16 protein-coding genes and 1 riboswitch are annotated in these 15411 nt (G+C 66.0%); of the genes, 12 read left to right on the forward strand and 4 right to left on the reverse strand.

The genetic code is table 11. The features are described 5' to 3' along the window. Positions 1–25 precede the first annotated feature (25 nt). From D619_RS0109740 to eno, 3 genes are read right to left on the reverse strand one after another with little or no spacing between them, the layout of a single operon-like run. Entirely contained in the window at positions 26–2464 is a 2439-nt protein-coding gene (locus D619_RS0109740) for a PBP1A family penicillin-binding protein (RefSeq protein WP_152417403.1), read from the reverse strand. 7 nt (positions 2465–2471) lie between these two features. After that, a complete protein-coding gene (locus tag D619_RS16295; protein WP_017668399.1) occupies positions 2472–3773 on the reverse strand; it encodes an N-acetylmuramoyl-L-alanine amidase in 1302 nt (433 codons plus the stop codon). A 38-nt stretch (positions 3774–3811) separates the two neighbouring features. After that, positions 3812–5086 (reverse strand): phosphopyruvate hydratase, encoded by a 1275-nt coding sequence (eno, locus tag D619_RS0109750; protein WP_017668400.1) that lies wholly within the window; start codon positions 5084–5086, stop codon positions 3812–3814. 114 nt (positions 5087–5200) lie between these two features. On the opposite strand from eno, the gene D619_RS0109755 reads away from it, so the two are divergent. From D619_RS0109755 to D619_RS0109785, 7 genes are all read left to right on the forward strand, one after another. Continuing rightward, entirely contained in the window at positions 5201–5611 is a 411-nt protein-coding gene (locus D619_RS0109755) for a hypothetical protein (RefSeq protein WP_017668401.1), read from the forward strand. Continuing rightward, positions 5608–6012, forward strand: a complete 405-nt coding sequence (locus D619_RS0109760) for a phage holin family protein (RefSeq protein ID WP_017668402.1) — start codon at positions 5608–5610, stop codon at positions 6010–6012. Before D619_RS0109755 ends, D619_RS0109760 begins: the two co-directional genes overlap by 4 nt. Continuing rightward, on the forward strand, positions 6009–6506 hold the full coding sequence (locus D619_RS0109765; protein WP_017668403.1) for a hypothetical protein: 498 nt from the start codon (positions 6009–6011) through the stop codon (positions 6504–6506). Before D619_RS0109760 ends, D619_RS0109765 begins: the two co-directional genes overlap by 4 nt. Positions 6507–6558: 52 nt before the next feature. After that, positions 6559–7191, forward strand: coding sequence for an ABC transporter substrate-binding protein (locus D619_RS0109770; RefSeq protein WP_017668404.1), 633 nt, complete (start codon positions 6559–6561; stop codon positions 7189–7191). A gap of 62 nt (positions 7192–7253) precedes the next feature. Further along, positions 7254–7835 (forward strand): gamma carbonic anhydrase family protein, encoded by a 582-nt coding sequence (locus tag D619_RS0109775; RefSeq protein ID WP_017668405.1) that lies wholly within the window; start codon positions 7254–7256, stop codon positions 7833–7835. Between the two features lie 25 nt (positions 7836–7860). Then, the gene (locus tag D619_RS0109780; RefSeq protein WP_017668406.1) at positions 7861–8073 is read left to right on the forward strand and encodes a DUF4170 domain-containing protein; all 213 of its coding nucleotides are present in this window, start codon (positions 7861–7863) and stop codon (positions 8071–8073) included. Between the two features lie 78 nt (positions 8074–8151). Further along, the gene (locus D619_RS0109785; RefSeq protein ID WP_017668407.1) at positions 8152–9717 is read left to right on the forward strand and encodes an AMP-binding protein; all 1566 of its coding nucleotides are present in this window, start codon (positions 8152–8154) and stop codon (positions 9715–9717) included. Positions 9718–9900: 183 nt separating this feature from the next. Here D619_RS0109785 and rpmE read toward each other — a convergent pair whose 3' ends face one another. Further along, positions 9901–10131, reverse strand: a complete 231-nt coding sequence (rpmE, locus tag D619_RS0109790; protein WP_026090916.1) for a 50S ribosomal protein L31 — start codon at positions 10129–10131, stop codon at positions 9901–9903. Between the two features lie 89 nt (positions 10132–10220). Beyond that, a riboswitch (cobalamin riboswitch) is annotated at positions 10221–10422 on the forward strand. Positions 10423–10572: 150 nt separating this feature from the next. On the opposite strand from rpmE, the gene D619_RS0109795 reads away from it, so the two are divergent. The 5 genes from D619_RS0109795 to D619_RS16305 all read left to right on the forward strand — a co-directional run bounded on the left by D619_RS0109795 (position 10573) and on the right by D619_RS16305 (position 15385). After that, complete coding sequence (locus D619_RS0109795) at positions 10573–12498, forward strand: TonB-dependent receptor (RefSeq protein WP_193743289.1); 1926 nt, start codon at positions 10573–10575, stop codon at positions 12496–12498. A gap of 122 nt (positions 12499–12620) precedes the next feature. Continuing rightward, a complete protein-coding gene (locus D619_RS0109800) occupies positions 12621–13361 on the forward strand; it encodes an ABC transporter substrate-binding protein (protein WP_152417404.1) in 741 nt (246 codons plus the stop codon). Positions 13362–13384: 23 nt separating this feature from the next. After that, positions 13385–14296, forward strand: a complete 912-nt coding sequence (locus D619_RS0109805) for an iron ABC transporter permease (protein WP_243442633.1) — start codon at positions 13385–13387, stop codon at positions 14294–14296. A gap of 47 nt (positions 14297–14343) precedes the next feature. Then, entirely contained in the window at positions 14344–15075 is a 732-nt protein-coding gene (locus tag D619_RS16300) for an ABC transporter ATP-binding protein (protein ID WP_193743290.1), read from the forward strand. A 19-nt stretch (positions 15076–15094) separates the two neighbouring features. Further along, positions 15095–15385: a hypothetical protein gene (locus tag D619_RS16305; protein WP_020480455.1), complete on the forward strand. Its 291-nt coding sequence runs from the start codon at positions 15095–15097 to the stop codon at positions 15383–15385. The last annotated feature ends 26 nt before the right edge of the window (positions 15386–15411 follow it).

Genomic DNA, 15411 nt, shown 5'->3' on the forward strand with positions numbered 1-15411 from the left:
CAGCGCCAGCGCGCAAGATGGCGCGTCAGTAGATACCGCCTTCGGATTCCAGGAACTCGGCGTCAGACCGGATCGGGCCGGCCGAACGCCTGTCAAACACGTCGGCGGCACGGTTGATGCGGCGCGGCTCGCTGTCGGGCTTGAAGGCCTCCCAGATCACCGCCGGCTTGTATCCGGCATCGGGCCAGACCCCAAACACGCGCTTGCCGGACCGGCGATCGATGCGGACCATCCGCACGCCGGGCGGGATGGCAAAGGGCAATGTTGGCCAGTCCTTCAGCGCCACCTGCCCCCATTGCCGCCAGATCGGCGCCGCCAGCGTGCCGCCCTGGGCTGAGCGGCCCATGTCGCGCGGCTGATCATAGCCCAGATAAAGGCCGGCCACGATGTCCTGCGTGCCGCCGACGAACCACACATCGCGCGGGCCGTTGGTGGTGCCGGTCTTGCCGGCCAGCGGCCGATTCAGGGGCAGCAGCGCCGTGCCGGTGCCGCGCTGGATCACGCCCTCCATCACATGCAGGATCTGGAACGCCGTGCGCGCGTCCATCGCCTGTTCGATCCGGCCCTGCGGGCGCGGCATCGCCCCACCGTTCCAATCCGGCGCGTTGCAACCGGGGCAGCCGCGATTGTCCCGCCGCCAGATCACTTTGCCCGAACGATCCTGCACATAATCAATCAGTCCCGGCTGCAACTTGCGGCCCTGGTTGAAGATCTGGGCATAGGCGTTGGTGAGCTTCATCACCGTGGTTTCGCCGGCCCCCAGCGCGATCGACAGCACCGGCTGATAGTCGCCGATGCCCAGCGCCTTGGCCTGCGCCACGATGCGATCCATGCCGGTAGCGTCCGCGATGCGCACCGTCATCAGATTGCGCGACTGTTCGAGGCCCCAACGCAGCGTCTGCGGTCCGGCCGAGCGCATATTGTTGAAATTCTTGAAGCACTTGGTTCCCAGCAGCTTGGTCTGGAACACGCAATAGCTGCCATCGACCACGATGCTGGCCGGGGTGAAGCCATTGTCCATCGCGGTTGCATAAACGATCGGCTTGAACGTCGATCCGGGCTGGCGATTGGCCTGGGTGGCCCGGTTGAAGGCCTGGGCGCGGGCATCAAAGCCACCCACCATGGCGCGCACCCGGCCGCTGGCCACCTCTTCGACCACCATGCCGCCCGAGACTTCCGGGGGCTGGCGCAGCGCCCAGCCGGCGGCGGTGCGAGTGACAACGATCACGTCACCGGGGCGCAGCACCTGGGCGGCCGAACGCTGGGTGGCGCGATAAGGCCGTGCGGCATTGCGGGCATAGAGCGTATCGCTGCGCCCATCGGTGAAACCGATCGTGCTGTCATTGCCCTGCTTGGCCAGCACAACGGCCTTCACCCATTGCGGATAGCCCAACGGCACCTGTGTGCCCGACAGCCGACCCGGCCAACCCCCAGAGTCATTGGCGCCAAGTTCGATGTTCTTCACCGGTCCGCGCCACGCCCGCCCTGCCTCAAAGCGGGTGAAGCCATCGCGCATCGCCTGTTCGGCTGCGGCCTGCATGAGCGGATCGAGCGAGGTGCGGATCCACAGACCGCCGCCATAGATGCTGTTGGGCCCGTCTTCCTGCGCTTCGCCAAACTGGGCGATGAGCGTGCGGCGCACATCCTCGACGAAATAATCATCGCGCGGCCGCGGCAGCGCGCGATTGGGGATGGCATCCAGCGGGCTGGCCGCCGCAAACGCTCGCTCGGCTTCGCTGATATGGCCGTTTTCCGCCATCTGGTTCAGCACATAATCGCGCCGGGCCAGCGCCCGCTCGCGCCGGCGCACCGGATCGTAAGTCGAAGGCGCCTTGGGCAGGATGGCGAGATAGGCCATCTGGGCCAGATCGAGTTGCTCCACCGATTTGCCGAAATAGGCCTGGGCGGCGGCTTCAACGCCATAGGCGTTGCGGCCCAGAAAGATCTGATTGAGGTAAATTTCGAGGATCTGCTGCTTTGACAAGGCGCTTTCCAGGCGGCGCGCCAGGATCGCTTCACGGATCTTGCGCCACAACGAGACTTCGTTGCCAACCAGGCTCTTGGCGACCTGCTGGGTGATGGTGGAGGCCCCCACCGGCCGCTTGTCGGAAAACAGTGATTCAATATTGGTGAAGACGGCCCGCACGATGCCGAGCCAATCGATCCCTTCGTGCTCGAAAAAGCCCTTGTCCTCCGCCGAGATATAGGCCTGCACCAGGCGGGGCGGCAGCTCGGCGTAGGGCACGAAGATGCGGCGTTCGCGCGTATAGCTTGTCACGATCTCGCCATTCACGTCGCGCACGGTCGATGGCAGCGCCGGGGTGAAGGCGGACAGCTCGGCTTCCGACGGCAGGCCCTTCGTTGCCTGCCAATAGAAGATGCCGGCCAGCAAAAGCGGCAGGCCGATCAGCAGCAAAAGGCGATTGCGGGACACGCCAAGACGGATAGCGGGCAGGCGCGTCACTGGGAAGTCACTTCCCGGTCAGATGCCGCTCGATGGCGCGGGCGATGCCGCGGGCCATGCGCTGGCGGCCTTCGCTGGAGAACAGGCGCTCGGCATCGGCCTTGTTGGTGACATAGCCGGTTTCGAGCAGCACGGAGGGCACATCAGGCGCCTTCAGCACGGCAAAGGCGGCGAAATGGTGGAATTCGCCGCGAAAGCCGACCTCCTGCTCCTCCAGGCCATTCTGCAGCAGATCGGCAAATTGCACCGAGACATTGTTTGTGGCCCGCCGCGCCAGATCGACCATGATTTCACCAACTTCCGGCGCTTCGACGCCCAGGTTGACGCCGCCGATGATGTCCGCCTTGTTTTCGCGCGCCGCCAACCGCTCGGCGATGGCATCGCTGGCCACGGCCGACAACGTATAGACCGAAGCACCGCGCGCCTGGTCATTCGGCGCGGAATCGGCATGGATGGAGATGAACAGATCGGCGCGGGCATCGCGGGCAATGCGGACGCGGCCACCCAGCGGGATGAAGCGATCATCGTCACGGGTCAGCTTCACCCGCACCCGCCCGCGATCGCGCAAGATGCGGGCGGCCTCGCGGGCGATGGCGAGCGTGATGTCCTTCTCGTAACCGCCGCTGACGGCGATGGCGCCGACGTCCTTGCCGCCGTGGCCGGCATCGATCACCACCAGCGGCTTGCCGCCGGTGCGGGACTTGACGCCGCTGCGGGTGGCTTGCGGTTCTGCCAGGGGTTCGGGGGCCGGCCGGGGCGGGGTGATTGCCGGCTTCCCGGCTGGTGGCTCGGCGGCCGGCTTCTCTGGTTCCGGCTTGTCAGGCGCGCCGCGCGTGCGGCCGAATTCCGGCGGCAGGCTGAAACTGCCGGTGGCCAGCGTGGGCAGTGGCGGCGGACCATCGCTGCGCAGGAGCGGCAAGGGCTTGCGGCCACGTGCCACGGCCGCGGCGAACACATCGGGCGGCGCGCGTTCCAGCAGCAGCGTCACCTGATTGCCCTGCGCCCGCGCCTCGCGAATGATCACCGGCGCTTTCAGATCGATGACCAGGCGGGCCGTGCCAGGCGCAAACATCGCGGCGCGCAGATTGGAAACACTGTTGGTGCCCGGCGCGGAAAGGCCCGGTTCGACGACGCCGACAAAATCCACCACCAGCCGGAACGGGGTGGAGAGCGCAAAGGCCTGCGCCGCCGGCAACGGGCCATCGGCGGTGATGATCACCCGGCCTGGCTGGCTTTCCAGCGCGGTGATGCGCGCCGCCCACACCGGAGCGGCCCACAACAGGCACAAAAGCAGCAGGAAACGGCGCACGGACCCCTGGATAGAGGCGGGAGCGCGGCGGAGCAACCTCAGCGCAACACGGACCGTCCGGCGTACACCGCGTCTGAACCCAATTCTTCCTCGATGCGGATGAGCTGGTTGTACTTGGCCAACCGGTCGGAACGGGCAAGGCTGCCAGTCTTGATCTGGCCGCAGCCGCAGGCGACGGCGAGATCGGCGATGGTGGCATCCTCGGTTTCGCCCGAGCGGTGCGACATGACGCTGCGATAGCGGTTGCGGTGTGCCAGTTCGACGGCGGCCAGTGTTTCGGTGAGCGTGCCGATCTGGTTGACCTTGACCAGCAACGCATTGGCAAGGCCATCCTTGATGCCCTGCCCCAGCCGCGCCGGGTTGGTGACGAACAGATCATCGCCCACCAGCTGCACGCTGCCGCCCAGCCTGTCGGTCAGGATCTTCCAGCCTTCCATATCGTCTTCGGCCATGCCGTCTTCGATGGAGAGAATGGGATAATCGGCACACAGCGCCGCCCAGTAATCGACCATCTGTGCCGGCGTGAGGGTGAGATTCTCGCTCGACAGCACATAATGGCCATCGTGGAAAAATTCGGTGGCCGCCGGGTCCAACGCCAGCATCACGTCATTGCCGGGCTTGAAGCCGGCCTTTTCAACCGAGGCCATGATGAAATCCAGCGCCGCGCGGCTGCCGTGGAGATTGGGCGCAAAGCCGCCTTCATCGCCCACCGCCGTGTTGTGGCCCTGCGCCTTCAGTTCGCTCTTCAACGTGTGGAAAATCTCCGCCCCCCAGCGCACGGCTTCGGCGACACTTCTGGCACCCACCGGCATCACCATGAATTCCTGGCAATCGATCGGGTTATCGGCATGGGCGCCGCCGTTGATGATGTTCATCATCGGCACCGGCAGCAGCCGCGCCGACACGCCGCCCACATAGCGATGCAGCGGCAGCCCGCGCGAATCGGCGGCAGCCTTGGCAACGGCGAGGGAAACACCCAGGATGGCATTGGCGCCCAGGCGGCCCTTGTTGGCCGTGCCATCCAGTTCGATCATGGCGGCGTCAACGGCGCCCTGCTCCTCGGCTTCCATGCCGGCCAACGCGTCGTAAATCTCGCCATTCACGGCGGCGACTGCCTTGAGCACACCCTTGCCCAGATAGCGCGCCTTGTCGCCATCGCGCAGCTCGACCGCTTCATGAGCACCCGTGGAGGCGCCCGACGGCACCGCCGCGCGGCCGGTGCTGCCATCCTCCAGCACCACGTCCACTTCCACGGTGGGATTGCCCCGGCTGTCGAGAATTTCGCGGGCGTGAATGTCGATGATCGCGGTCATGGTCGGGCGTTCCCTTTGCCGTGGGTGAAGCTGCCTGCTTGCGCAGCGGCGTCGGTCACGCCAGATAGAGAGGTGCGCCCGTGCGGGCAAGCATGACCTGATGTGGATGGCCCGATGACTGACCAGCTCCCCATAGATGCCAGCGACTGGACCGACGACGGCAATGACGGCATCGCCACGCCCGGCAGCAATGGCCTCGAAAGTCTGCTGGATTTTGTGCGGGACCGGCTGATCGCCATGGTCGAGGATGCACGGGATAGCCTGGTGGGCCAGGTGCGTGGCCTCACCTCGCTGTCGGATGTGGTCAGCGACGCGCTGGGCGAACATGCCGCTCCCGTCACCCGCGTGCTGGGTGATTATGCCGGCAGCATCAACAGCATCGCCGACGCGCTGGAACAGAAATCGGTGGAAGAACTGGTGGAGGACGGCCGTGAACTGGTGCGCGCCCAGCCCGGCGCCGCGATCGGGGTTGCCATTGCCATCGGCTTTCTGGCCGGGCGCATGTTGAAGGCGGCACGGGATTGATCGGCAGCGGCCTTGCAGCCCAGGCGCGGCATCTGGTCGGCGGCTTCCTGCTGCTGATGCAGACCCTGTCGCGGCTGACCGCGGCGGAACTGCGCGCCAACGCTGGCGCCTTGCGCACGCCGCTGCTGCTGCTGCTGCTGGCATCGGGCCTGCTGTTCACTGCCGTCACGCTGCTGCTGGTCGCTGCCGTATGGGGCCTGGCGCAATTTGTTGGGCCCATAATGGCGTGTTTGATTGTCGCTTTCGTCGCAATCGTGGCAGCATGGGCGCTGGCAAGGCACAGCCTGTCGCGCCTTGCTGCCGTCGATCTTGCGCCGCGCCGTTCGATGGCCACATTGCAGGCACAGATTGATCGTTTTGCCGCCCGCAAGCCCGCCCATCCCAAGGAACCACGCCCATGACCGAGACCGCCACCATCGAAGATCTGGCCCGCGCAGCCGATGATGCCGGCGCGTCGCTGGTTGACGAGGTCAATGGTCTCGCCGATCGCCTGACCCCGCGCCGCATGGTGGATGAAGCGCTGACCGTGGTGAAACTGCGCGGCACCGATCTCGCCCGCGATGCCGGCAATGTAGTGAAGGCGCACCCGGTGGCCACGGGCGCCGCCGTCGCGGCCGTGGGCCTGGCGCTCTACGCCGGCAACCGCATCAGCAAGGCCGAGCTCGACCTGGGCCATGATCTGGAAGATTACAGTGATTATGACGACAGCGCGCTGACGGCCGCCGCCACAGGCAGCGACCGCATCGACGATGCCCGCGAACTGGTGAAGGACAATCCGGTGATCGCCATCCTGGCCGGCATTGCCGCCGGCGCGGCCCTCGCCTTGCTGTTCCCGACCAGCAGCGCGGAAAAGCGCAGCATCGGCGCGCTGGCCCGGCGGCTCACCAACCGTTGAGTTTTTTGGCGTTGATCTCCCGTTCAGCATTGCCCTGCCAAGGCTGCCGGCCATGAAACATGCTCATCTGCTGATTGCGGCCGCGCTGGCCGCTGCCCTGCCCGCCCTTCCTGCTGCTGCTCAAGTTGGCGCCGCCACGGCCGCCAGCCCCGGCGACCCCGCCGCCCGGCCGTTCATCGAGAAACTGGTGAACGACGGCTTTGCGGTGTTGCGCGACAAATCGTTGAGCAAGCAGGCGTCTCGGGCCAAGTTCCGCACCATGCTCACCCAGAATGTCGCGCTGGATGATATCGGCATGCGCCTGATCCGCCGCCAGAAGGCGACGCTCACACCCGCACAACTGGAAGCCTATCGCGCTGCCTTCCCGGAATTCGTGCTGAATGCCTATGCGGATCGACTTTACGACTATTCCGATGCCAAGGTTCAGGTGCAGCGCACGCTGGGCCGTGGGCCGTTCACGGAGGTCTATACCCGCGTCACCCGCCCCGGCGCGCAGCCCATTGATACAATCTGGCAGGTGAAATCGGCTGGCGGAAAGCTCATGGTCAACAATCTGGTGGTGGCGGGCGTCAACCTGTCGCTCACCCACGAAGCGGATTTCACGAGCTATATCGCCAAGAACGGCTTTGATGCGCTGGTCACTTTCATGAAGAGTGCCAATGCGAGAAGCGTCGCTGCAAAGTGAAGAGCGTCAACAAAAACGGCCTGGCGGTGAACACCAAATAGCGATGACAATCGGGGGCATGCATGACCAGCCAGATCGACATTCACCCCACGGCGTTCGTGCATCCTTCGGCCCAGATCTATGGCCATGTCTCCATCGGCGCGCATGCCAGCATCTGGTGCAACGCGGTGATCCGGGCCGAGACGTCGCATGTCGAAATCCACGAGGGGGCGAACATTCAGGATTTCGTGATGATCCACACCGATCCGGGCAAGCCGGTGGTGGTGGGCGCCTATACCAGCGTGACTCACCATGTAACGCTGCACGGTTGCCAGGTGGGCGATCATTGCCTGATCGGCATCAACGCCACGGTGTACAATGGCGCGGTGGTGGGCAGCGGTTCCATCGTCGGCCAGCATGCCTACCTCAAGGACCGGTTCGAAGCGCCGGAAAACAGCATCGTCGTCGGCAGCCCGGCCAAGGTGATCGCCAGCCGCAACAACCGGCTGCCCAACCGCATCAACGCCGAATTCTACATGCGCAATGCCGAATGCTACCGGCAAGGCAATCACCGCGCCTGGGCCGGGCCGGAGTTCGAAGCCTGGTTTGCCGCCACCATGCAGCGGCTGCAGAGCGAGTATGTGCAAAGCCCCACTGGCGCATAGCGGCATCTGCGGCTAGACGCCGCGCATGAGCAAATTGCATCTGGTTTTTGGTGGCCGCGTGGCCGATCCGCAGGGCGTCGATTTCGTCGACCCGGCCAATCTCGACGTTGTCGGGATCTTCCCCGATTTCAAGACCGCCGAAACCGCCTGGCGCTCCGCCGCCCAGCGCACGGTTGACGATGCGACGATGAAATATGTCGTCGTCCACTTGCACAAGCTGCTGCAGCCGGACGCCTGAGCCGCTCTGCTCCCCTTGCATAAGGGAGGCTGCACGCATCCCCCCGCTGCCCTAGATTGGCCAGCGGGGAGACGATACATGCCGCAAGAGCAGAGCTTTGGTGCCATTCTCGATACCGTGGTGAAAACGTTGGACCCGGATCAGCCGGCGCTGGTGCATGGGTCGACACGCCGCAGTTGGGGAGAGGTCGGACAGCGCAGCGCCAGCCTGGCAGCCGCAATGTTGAACCATGGAGCCGTGGCCGGCGATCGCTGCGCGCTGTTGATGCGCAACAGCGCTGAATATGCGGAAAGCATGATCGCCTGCCTGCGCGCCCGGCTGGTCCATGTGAACGTCAACTACCGTTATACCGGCGAAGAGCTGTGGTATATTCTCGACAACAGCGATGCGGCCGTGTGCGTCTATGATGCCGAATTTGCGCCGCTGGTCGATTCCATCCGCGGCCGCCTGCCCACGAAGGTCTGGATCCAGGTCGGCGGCGAAACGCCGGATTTCGCGCTGGATTTCGAAACCGAAGCCAGCGCCGGGCACATATTGCCACCCCAGGACCATCAGCCCACCGACATGCTGTTCATCTACACCGGGGGCACCACTGGTTTGCCCAAGGGCGTGATGTGGGATCAGGCGGCGCTGTGGGGCCTGATGAACGCCGGCATTGATCCGGTGCAGGTGCACGACATGACCGCCCATGCCGCCGATCTCCGTGCCGGTGTTGGCCGCCGCAAGGCGATGATCCTGCCGCCGCTGATGCATGGCACCGGGCTTATCGTGGCGCTGGGCACGCTGTGTCGGGGCGGCACCCTCGTGACCCTGCCCGGCGCCACCTTTGATGCCGGCCAGGCCACCACCACCTGCGCCAGCGAGGCCTGCGATTATGTCGTCATCGTCGGTGATGCCTTTGCCCGCCCGATCCTGAAGGCGCTGGATGCCGGCATCGGCAGCATCGCCAAAGTGGAGATCATGATCTCGTCCGGCACCATGTGGTCACCGGAGGTCAAGGCCGGCCTGCTCGGGCATGCGCCGAACCTGATGATCGTCGATTCACTCGGCAGTTCCGAAGGCCTTGGCCTGGGAGCCGCGGCCCAGACCAGGGACAATGCCGGGGCGCCGACCAAGTTCATGGCCGATGGCAACACGCTGATCATCGGTGACGACATGAAGCCGGTGCCAACCGGCACCATGGGTCGCATCGCGCGCGGCGGCCTGATCCCGCGCGGCTATTGGAAAGACCCGGTGAAGAGCGCCGCCACTTTCCCCGAAATCGACGGCAAGCGTTATTCCATCCCCGGCGATTTCGCCATCATCGAGGAGGATGGCAGCTTCACCCTGCTTGGCCGTGGCAGCCAGTGCATCAACACTGCCGGCGAGAAGGTTTTCCCCGAAGAGGTGGAAGAAGCGCTGAAAACCCACCCTGCCATCGATGATGCCCTTGTGTTCGGCCTGCCCGATGAAAAATGGGGCCAGTGCGTGACCGCCGTGGTGGAAGCCCATGAGCCGGTGGACGTGGAGGAGCTGCGCGCCCACGTGCGCCTGCATCTGGCTGGCTACAAGACACCAAAGACCGTGCACATCGTGAAGAAAGTGCCGCGCGCGCCCAACGGCAAGGCGGATTATGCCGCGGCAAAGGCAATGGTAACGGGCTGAGGGCACGGCCGGCGGCAAAGCCGCCGAGTCCGTTCAGGAAAGCCGAAAAAGTAGGCAAGGTTGCGTGGCAGAGCCACGCCGTCGGACGAGTCAAAAAGGGCGGCCTGTTGGGGCCGCCCTCTTCGCTCGCCGTCCGCACTTGCGCCTGTGGGCGCGCGAAACGCGCGCTCCCGGCGCTGCGCGTTACTTCTTGCCCAGACCAAAGCTGGCGAAACGCTTGTTGAAGCGCGCCACCTGGCCGCCGGCATCGAGCATGCGGCCGGTGCCGCCGGTCCACGCCGGATGGCTGGTCGGATCGATTTCCAGGTTCATCGTATCCCCTTCCTTCCCCCAGGTCGTGCGGGTCTGGTAGGTGGTGCCATCGGTCATCTTGACGGTGATGGTGTGATATTGGGGATGGATGCCGGACTTCATGATGGTTTCCTTCGGTGCGGACCGGTTCCGACCGGCCCTGGAAAATTGAACGCGCGGCATAGCGGCTTGACCGCCCGATTGCAACAGGCGTAACCCAGCAACCGAACGGTGCCCGCCCTGACCGGCGGGAGAATAGGGAAGCCGGTGCGGGGAAAACCCAAGTCCGGCGCTGTGCCCGCAACTGTAAGCGGCCAGCTGATGCTTCACATGCCACTGGGAGAACCCGGGAAGGCGAAGCGCCAGCGCCATGAGCCGCAAGCCAGGAGACCTGCCGTTCCCCGTGTCGCCCGTTCGGGCTGCCCGGGGTCGCCCCATGCCTGCCGGGTCCAGCGGTGCATGAGAGGAAGGACCGGCGCAAAGCCGGGCCTTTCGTTCGTGGCGACATTTGTCGCTCACCCGTGCCCGGCGTCTGTCCGGGCCGAACGAAAGGTCGAGGCTTCCATGCCGATTGCGTCATTTGCCACCCTATTGCTCGCCGCCGCCGCGCCCGCTGCCAACCCGTGCGCGGAAAAGCCCGAAGATTGCATCATCATCGCCGATCTGAAGGATCCTTCCTATATCACCGTGGCGGCCAGCCGCACGCCGGTGGCGCTGACCGGCACCGGCATCAGCATCAGCCAGATCAGGCAGCCACAGATCGAGGGCCTGTCGCTGCCGCTGGTGAAGGATTATCTCACCCTGGTTCCCGGCGTTGCGGTCGCACAGACCGGGCCGATGGGGGCACAGACCCAGGTCCGTATCCGCGGCGCGGAGGCCAATCACAGCATCAGCTTCATCGACGGCATCGAGATGAACGACCCGGCTTCCTCGGGCGAATTCCGGCTCGACACGCTGCTCAGCCACGGCGTGGACCGCATCGAGGTGCTGCGCGGCCCGCAATCGGCCCTGTGGGGCAGCCAGGCCATTGGCGGCGTCATCAACATTGTTACCCGCGCGCCGCTGGCCGGCACCTTGTTCCATGGCGAATTGCAGGGCGGCAGCCTTGGCACCGTGCGTGGCGGCATCGGCGGTGGTTGGGCCGGGGAAAACCTCACCATCAGCGGGCAACTTTCCGGCCTGTCCAGCGACGGCTATGACATCGCCCGCAGCGGCGGTGACAGGGACGGCTATGACAATGTCACCGCCCATGGTCGCATCGAATGGCGGGCAGCACCGGAACTGACCCTGCTGATGGTCGGCCGCCACCAGGATTCGACGTCGCGCTTTGACGGCTTCAACTTCGTCACCGGCGTGCCGCGGGACGAGCCGCTGGCGACCCGGAGCCGCCAGACCGCCCTGCGCGCCGAAGCGGCACTGACGCTGCTGGACGGCACGTGGACAACACGCGCCAGTTTCATGGCGGTGCGCGCCGACAACATCAACCGCCGGGCCGGCAGTTTCCAGAACCGCAGCGATGGCGAGCGTGACCTGTTCCGTCTGCAATCGACCGGCCTGTTCGACGCAGCCGGCGCCAGCCACAGCCTCACCGCCGCCCTCGATGTCGAAACCGAGCGCTTCTCCAGCCGCGATGCCAATGCCCAGGCCGCATCGAACCAGCGCCAGCGCCGCCGGCAGACCAGCCTGGTGGGCGAATATCGCCTGACGCTGGACAGCGGTGTTTCAGCCGGTGCCGCCGTGCGTCACGACAGGAACGACCGCTTTGCCGATGCCACCACCGTGCGTTTCGACGCGGTGGCACCGATCGGCGATTTCCGCCTGCACGCCGCATTCGGCACCGGCATCGCCGATCCGACCTTCTTCGATCAGTTCGGTTTCTTCCCGGGTTCCTTCCGTGGCAACCCCAATCTGGTGCCGGAACGCAGCCGCAGTTTCGAAGCCGGCATCGGCTGGGCCAGCGGCAGCACCAGCCTTGATGTCACCCTGTTCGACGCCAATCTGACCAACGAGATCATCGGCACCTTCGACAATATCACCTTCATCGCCGGCGTGGCCAACGCGACTGGCCGCAGCACGCGCCGCGGCGTCGAAGTCGCGGGCCGGGCCGAACTGGCCAAGGGGTTGGGCCTCACCGCCAACTACACATATCTGGATGCCAATCAGCAGCAGACAGCGGGCACCGCCATGGTGCGCGAAGTGCGCCGGCCCCGGCACAGCGGCAGCATCGCGCTCAATTACAGCAGCCGTGATTTCGATCTGTCGGCCGCCGCTGCAATCACCGGCGCGCGCGGCGATACCGATTTCGCCCGCTTCGTGCCGGTGACCCTGCCGGCCTACACGATCGTGACGCTGGCCGGCGCCTGGCACCTCACGCCACGCATCGACCTGACCGCCCGCATCGAGAACGCGCTGGATGCGACCCAGGTTGATGTGTTCGCCTATCGTGGGCCTGGCATCACCGTCCATGGTGGCATCCGGTTCCGGTTGTGATGAACGGGCGCGCCCTTCCCATATTGTCATGCCGGCGCAGGCCAGCATCCGCTGTGGATCGGGCGCGTGCTTTCATGCCGAAGTTTGCCCAAGCGGCGCGATGGATGCTGGCCTGCGCCAGCATGACAATGGGGGTGGTTGCCGTCGCAGCCACCCCATCGCGCATCGTCAGCCTCAACCTGTGCACCGATGAATATCTGCTGCTGACCGCGCGCCCGGGCCAGATCGCCAGCATCAGCCGGCTCGGCGCCGATCCACAGGAAAGCCCGCTCGCCGACCGGGCCCGGGGGCTGGCCACCAACAATGGCCAGTTGGGTGATGTGCTGGCCCAGTCGCCGCAGCTGGTGCTGACCATGGGCCATGATCCGCAAGCAACAGCGTTGGCCGCCAGGCTGGGGCTGAAACTGGTGGCCCTGCCCTACCCCGCCAGCCCGGACGAGGTGGCGGCGCACGTGCGCCAGGTGGCGGCTTTGGTCGGCAATGCGCCGGCCGGTGCGGCCTTTGCCAGCAAGGTCGCCGCGCTCACCGCCACGGCCCCTCCCGCCCGCGCCGGGCTGATGATCGGTGGCAGCGGGCTGGCCCCGGCGATGAACGGGCTGGCGGCCGCCTGGTTGCGCCTGGCCGGCATCAGGCAGCAACGGGGCGGGCAGATCAGCCTTGAAACCCTGCTGGTGCAGCCGCCCGCCATCCTGATCCGCAATGTCTATCGCCCCGGCCAGCGATCGCTGCCGCAGGCGTGGACGCAGCATCCGGCGCTGCGCCAGCTGAAGGCCCGCCAGGTCGAAGCCGATGGCCGCGCCTTCCTGTGCGGTGGTGCCGCGATGCCGGCAGAGATCATGCGGCTGCGCAAGGCGCTCTCGTGAAGGCGGGGCTGGCCTTGCTATGCTTGGCTCTGGCGCTGGCGTCACTGGTGCTGGGGCCGGTCGATCTGGCAGCGCTTTGGGCGCGGGACCCTGATCTGGCGCGCAGCCTGTTCATCGAACTGCGCCTGCCGCGCACCGGCCTGGCGCTGGCCATCGGCGCCGGGCTGGGTGCATCGGGCGCGGCGGCACAGGCGTTCTTCCGCAACCCGCTGGCTTCTCCCGATGTGCTGGGGCCGTCCTCGGGCGCGGCGCTGGGTGCGGTGCTGGCGGGCTATTTCCTGGGTGCCGGGGTGATCGGCATGGCCATCGGCGGCCTCGCCGGTGCCGGTCTGTCGCTGCTGCTGCTGCTCGCGTTGGCCGGCACCGGTGCCGCCGCCACCCGGCTGGTGCTGGCCGGTGTCGCGGTTTCCATGCTGCTCGGCGTCGCCATCAACCTGTCGCTCAGCCTCGCCCCGTCGCCGTTCGCACTCTATGATCTGATGTTCTGGTTGATGGGCGGCCTCAATGATCGCAGCATGACGCAGCTGGCCCTGGCCGCGCCGCTGATCCTTGCCGGCCTCTTCCTGCTGCTGCGCACGGCACCTTCGCTGGATGCCCTCACCCTGGGAGAAGAAGTGGCGCAATCGCTTGGGGTCGGCGTCGTCAGCGTGCAATGGCAGGTGGTGCTCGGGATCGCGCTGGCCACCGGGGCCGGCGTAGCGGTCGCCGGCAGCATCGGCTTCATCGGTCTGATCGTGCCGCACCTCGTGCGGCCATTCGTGGGCCATCGCCCCGGCGCCGCCATTGCGCCCGCAGCACTGGCCGGCGCCGTACTGCTCACTGCCGCCGACATCGCCGTGCGGCTGGTCCCGGCCGGGCTCGACCTGCGGCTGGGCGTGCTCACCGCGCTGATCGGCGCGCCCTTCTTCCTCTGGCTGATCATGGGCCGGCGCTGATGCCAGAAACCTCGCTTCTTGAAGCAATTGCGCTGGCCCGCCCGCCGATGCTGGCCCCCACAAGCCTGACACTCCACCCGGGCCAGGTGACGGGTGTGATTGGCGCCAATGGCGCCGGCAAGACCACGCTGCTGAAGGCGCTCGCCGGCCTGACGCGGGGGCCAGGCACGGTGCGCCTGGATGGCCGGCCCCTTGTGCCGCACCCGCAGCGCCTCGCCTGGCTGCCGGCCAGCCGCGATGCGGTGTGGCCGATGCGCGCTGCTGCCCTGGTGCAGCTGGGCCTGGGTCCGGCGGCCGCGCCAGATACCGCCGCGGTCACGGCAGCGCTGGCCGCCTGTGACGCCACGGCCTTGGCGGATCGCCCGGTCAACCAGCTTTCCACCGGCGAACGCGCCCGCGTGCTGCTGGCGCGCGCGATCGTGGCGCGGCCGGCGTGGCTGCTGCTGGATGAACCGATCGCCAATCTCGATCCCGGCCATCGGCTCGACGTGATGGCACTGCTGGCAGCCGAAGCCGCGCGCGGTGCGGGCGTCGTGCTGGCATTACACGATCTCGACCTGGCCCGCCGCTGCGATCGGCTGCTGTTGATCTCCGGTGGTGAACTGATGGCTGATGGACCGCCGGCAATGGTGATGACGCCTTCATTGTTGGCTGAACATTTCGGCGTCCAATCTGTTCATCATACTTGGCAACGAATACGAAATGATTTATTCACTTCTGATGTTCGCGGTTCGGGATCACAAGACAGCGTTGCTGGGAAGCATCCTCAGCCGGATTGACCGGTTCGAGGACAGAGACATGAGCTGGGAACGGATCGACTCCCTGACATTGCACCGGGACGGCATGTTCGATTGGCACAATCAGACCCGTGTCGTCGAAGCCGGCAAGTCTCCGCAGGTCAGCGCCGAATATCTGCAGGGCGCCTGGCATGTGATCGGCGCCAGTGAGGGCCCGCACTATCTGCAGTTGGGCACCGACGAAGGCGACATGTTCAGCTTTGCCATCCGCTTCGACGGCGCGAATATTTGCCGGCTGAACAAGAAGATCTGGACCTGTCAGAAAACCGGCGCGCAGGCCCAATACGCCTGACCGTCGCCGCATGATTGGCCATTGAG

It is taken from the genome of Sandarakinorhabdus sp. AAP62, assembly GCF_000331225.1.
Taxonomy (GTDB): domain Bacteria; phylum Pseudomonadota; class Alphaproteobacteria; order Sphingomonadales; family Sphingomonadaceae; genus Sandarakinorhabdus.

Excerpts from the sequence above, each read along its gene's own strand:
- eno (WP_017668400.1), bottom strand. The coding sequence starts at position 5,086 with ATGACCGCGATCATCGACATTCACGCCCGCGAAATTCTCGACAGCCGG.
- D619_RS0109755 (WP_017668401.1), top strand. The coding sequence starts at position 5,201 with ATGACTGACCAGCTCCCCATAGATGCCAGCGACTGGACCGACGACGGC.
- D619_RS0109765 (WP_017668403.1), top strand. The coding sequence starts at position 6,009 with ATGACCGAGACCGCCACCATCGAAGATCTGGCCCGCGCAGCCGATGAT.
- D619_RS0109770 (WP_017668404.1), top strand. The coding sequence starts at position 6,559 with ATGAAACATGCTCATCTGCTGATTGCGGCCGCGCTGGCCGCTGCCCTG.
- D619_RS0109775 (WP_017668405.1), top strand. The coding sequence starts at position 7,254 with ATGACCAGCCAGATCGACATTCACCCCACGGCGTTCGTGCATCCTTCG.
- D619_RS0109780 (WP_017668406.1), top strand. The coding sequence starts at position 7,861 with ATGAGCAAATTGCATCTGGTTTTTGGTGGCCGCGTGGCCGATCCGCAG.
- D619_RS0109785 (WP_017668407.1), top strand. The coding sequence starts at position 8,152 with ATGCCGCAAGAGCAGAGCTTTGGTGCCATTCTCGATACCGTGGTGAAA.
- rpmE (WP_026090916.1), bottom strand. The coding sequence starts at position 10,131 with ATGAAGTCCGGCATCCATCCCCAATATCACACCATCACCGTCAAGATG.
- D619_RS0109795 (WP_193743289.1), top strand. The coding sequence starts at position 10,573 with ATGCCGATTGCGTCATTTGCCACCCTATTGCTCGCCGCCGCCGCGCCC.
- D619_RS0109800 (WP_152417404.1), top strand. The coding sequence starts at position 12,621 with ATGACAATGGGGGTGGTTGCCGTCGCAGCCACCCCATCGCGCATCGTC.
- D619_RS16300 (WP_193743290.1), top strand. The coding sequence starts at position 14,344 with ATGCTGGCCCCCACAAGCCTGACACTCCACCCGGGCCAGGTGACGGGT.
- D619_RS16305 (WP_020480455.1), top strand. The coding sequence starts at position 15,095 with ATGAGCTGGGAACGGATCGACTCCCTGACATTGCACCGGGACGGCATG.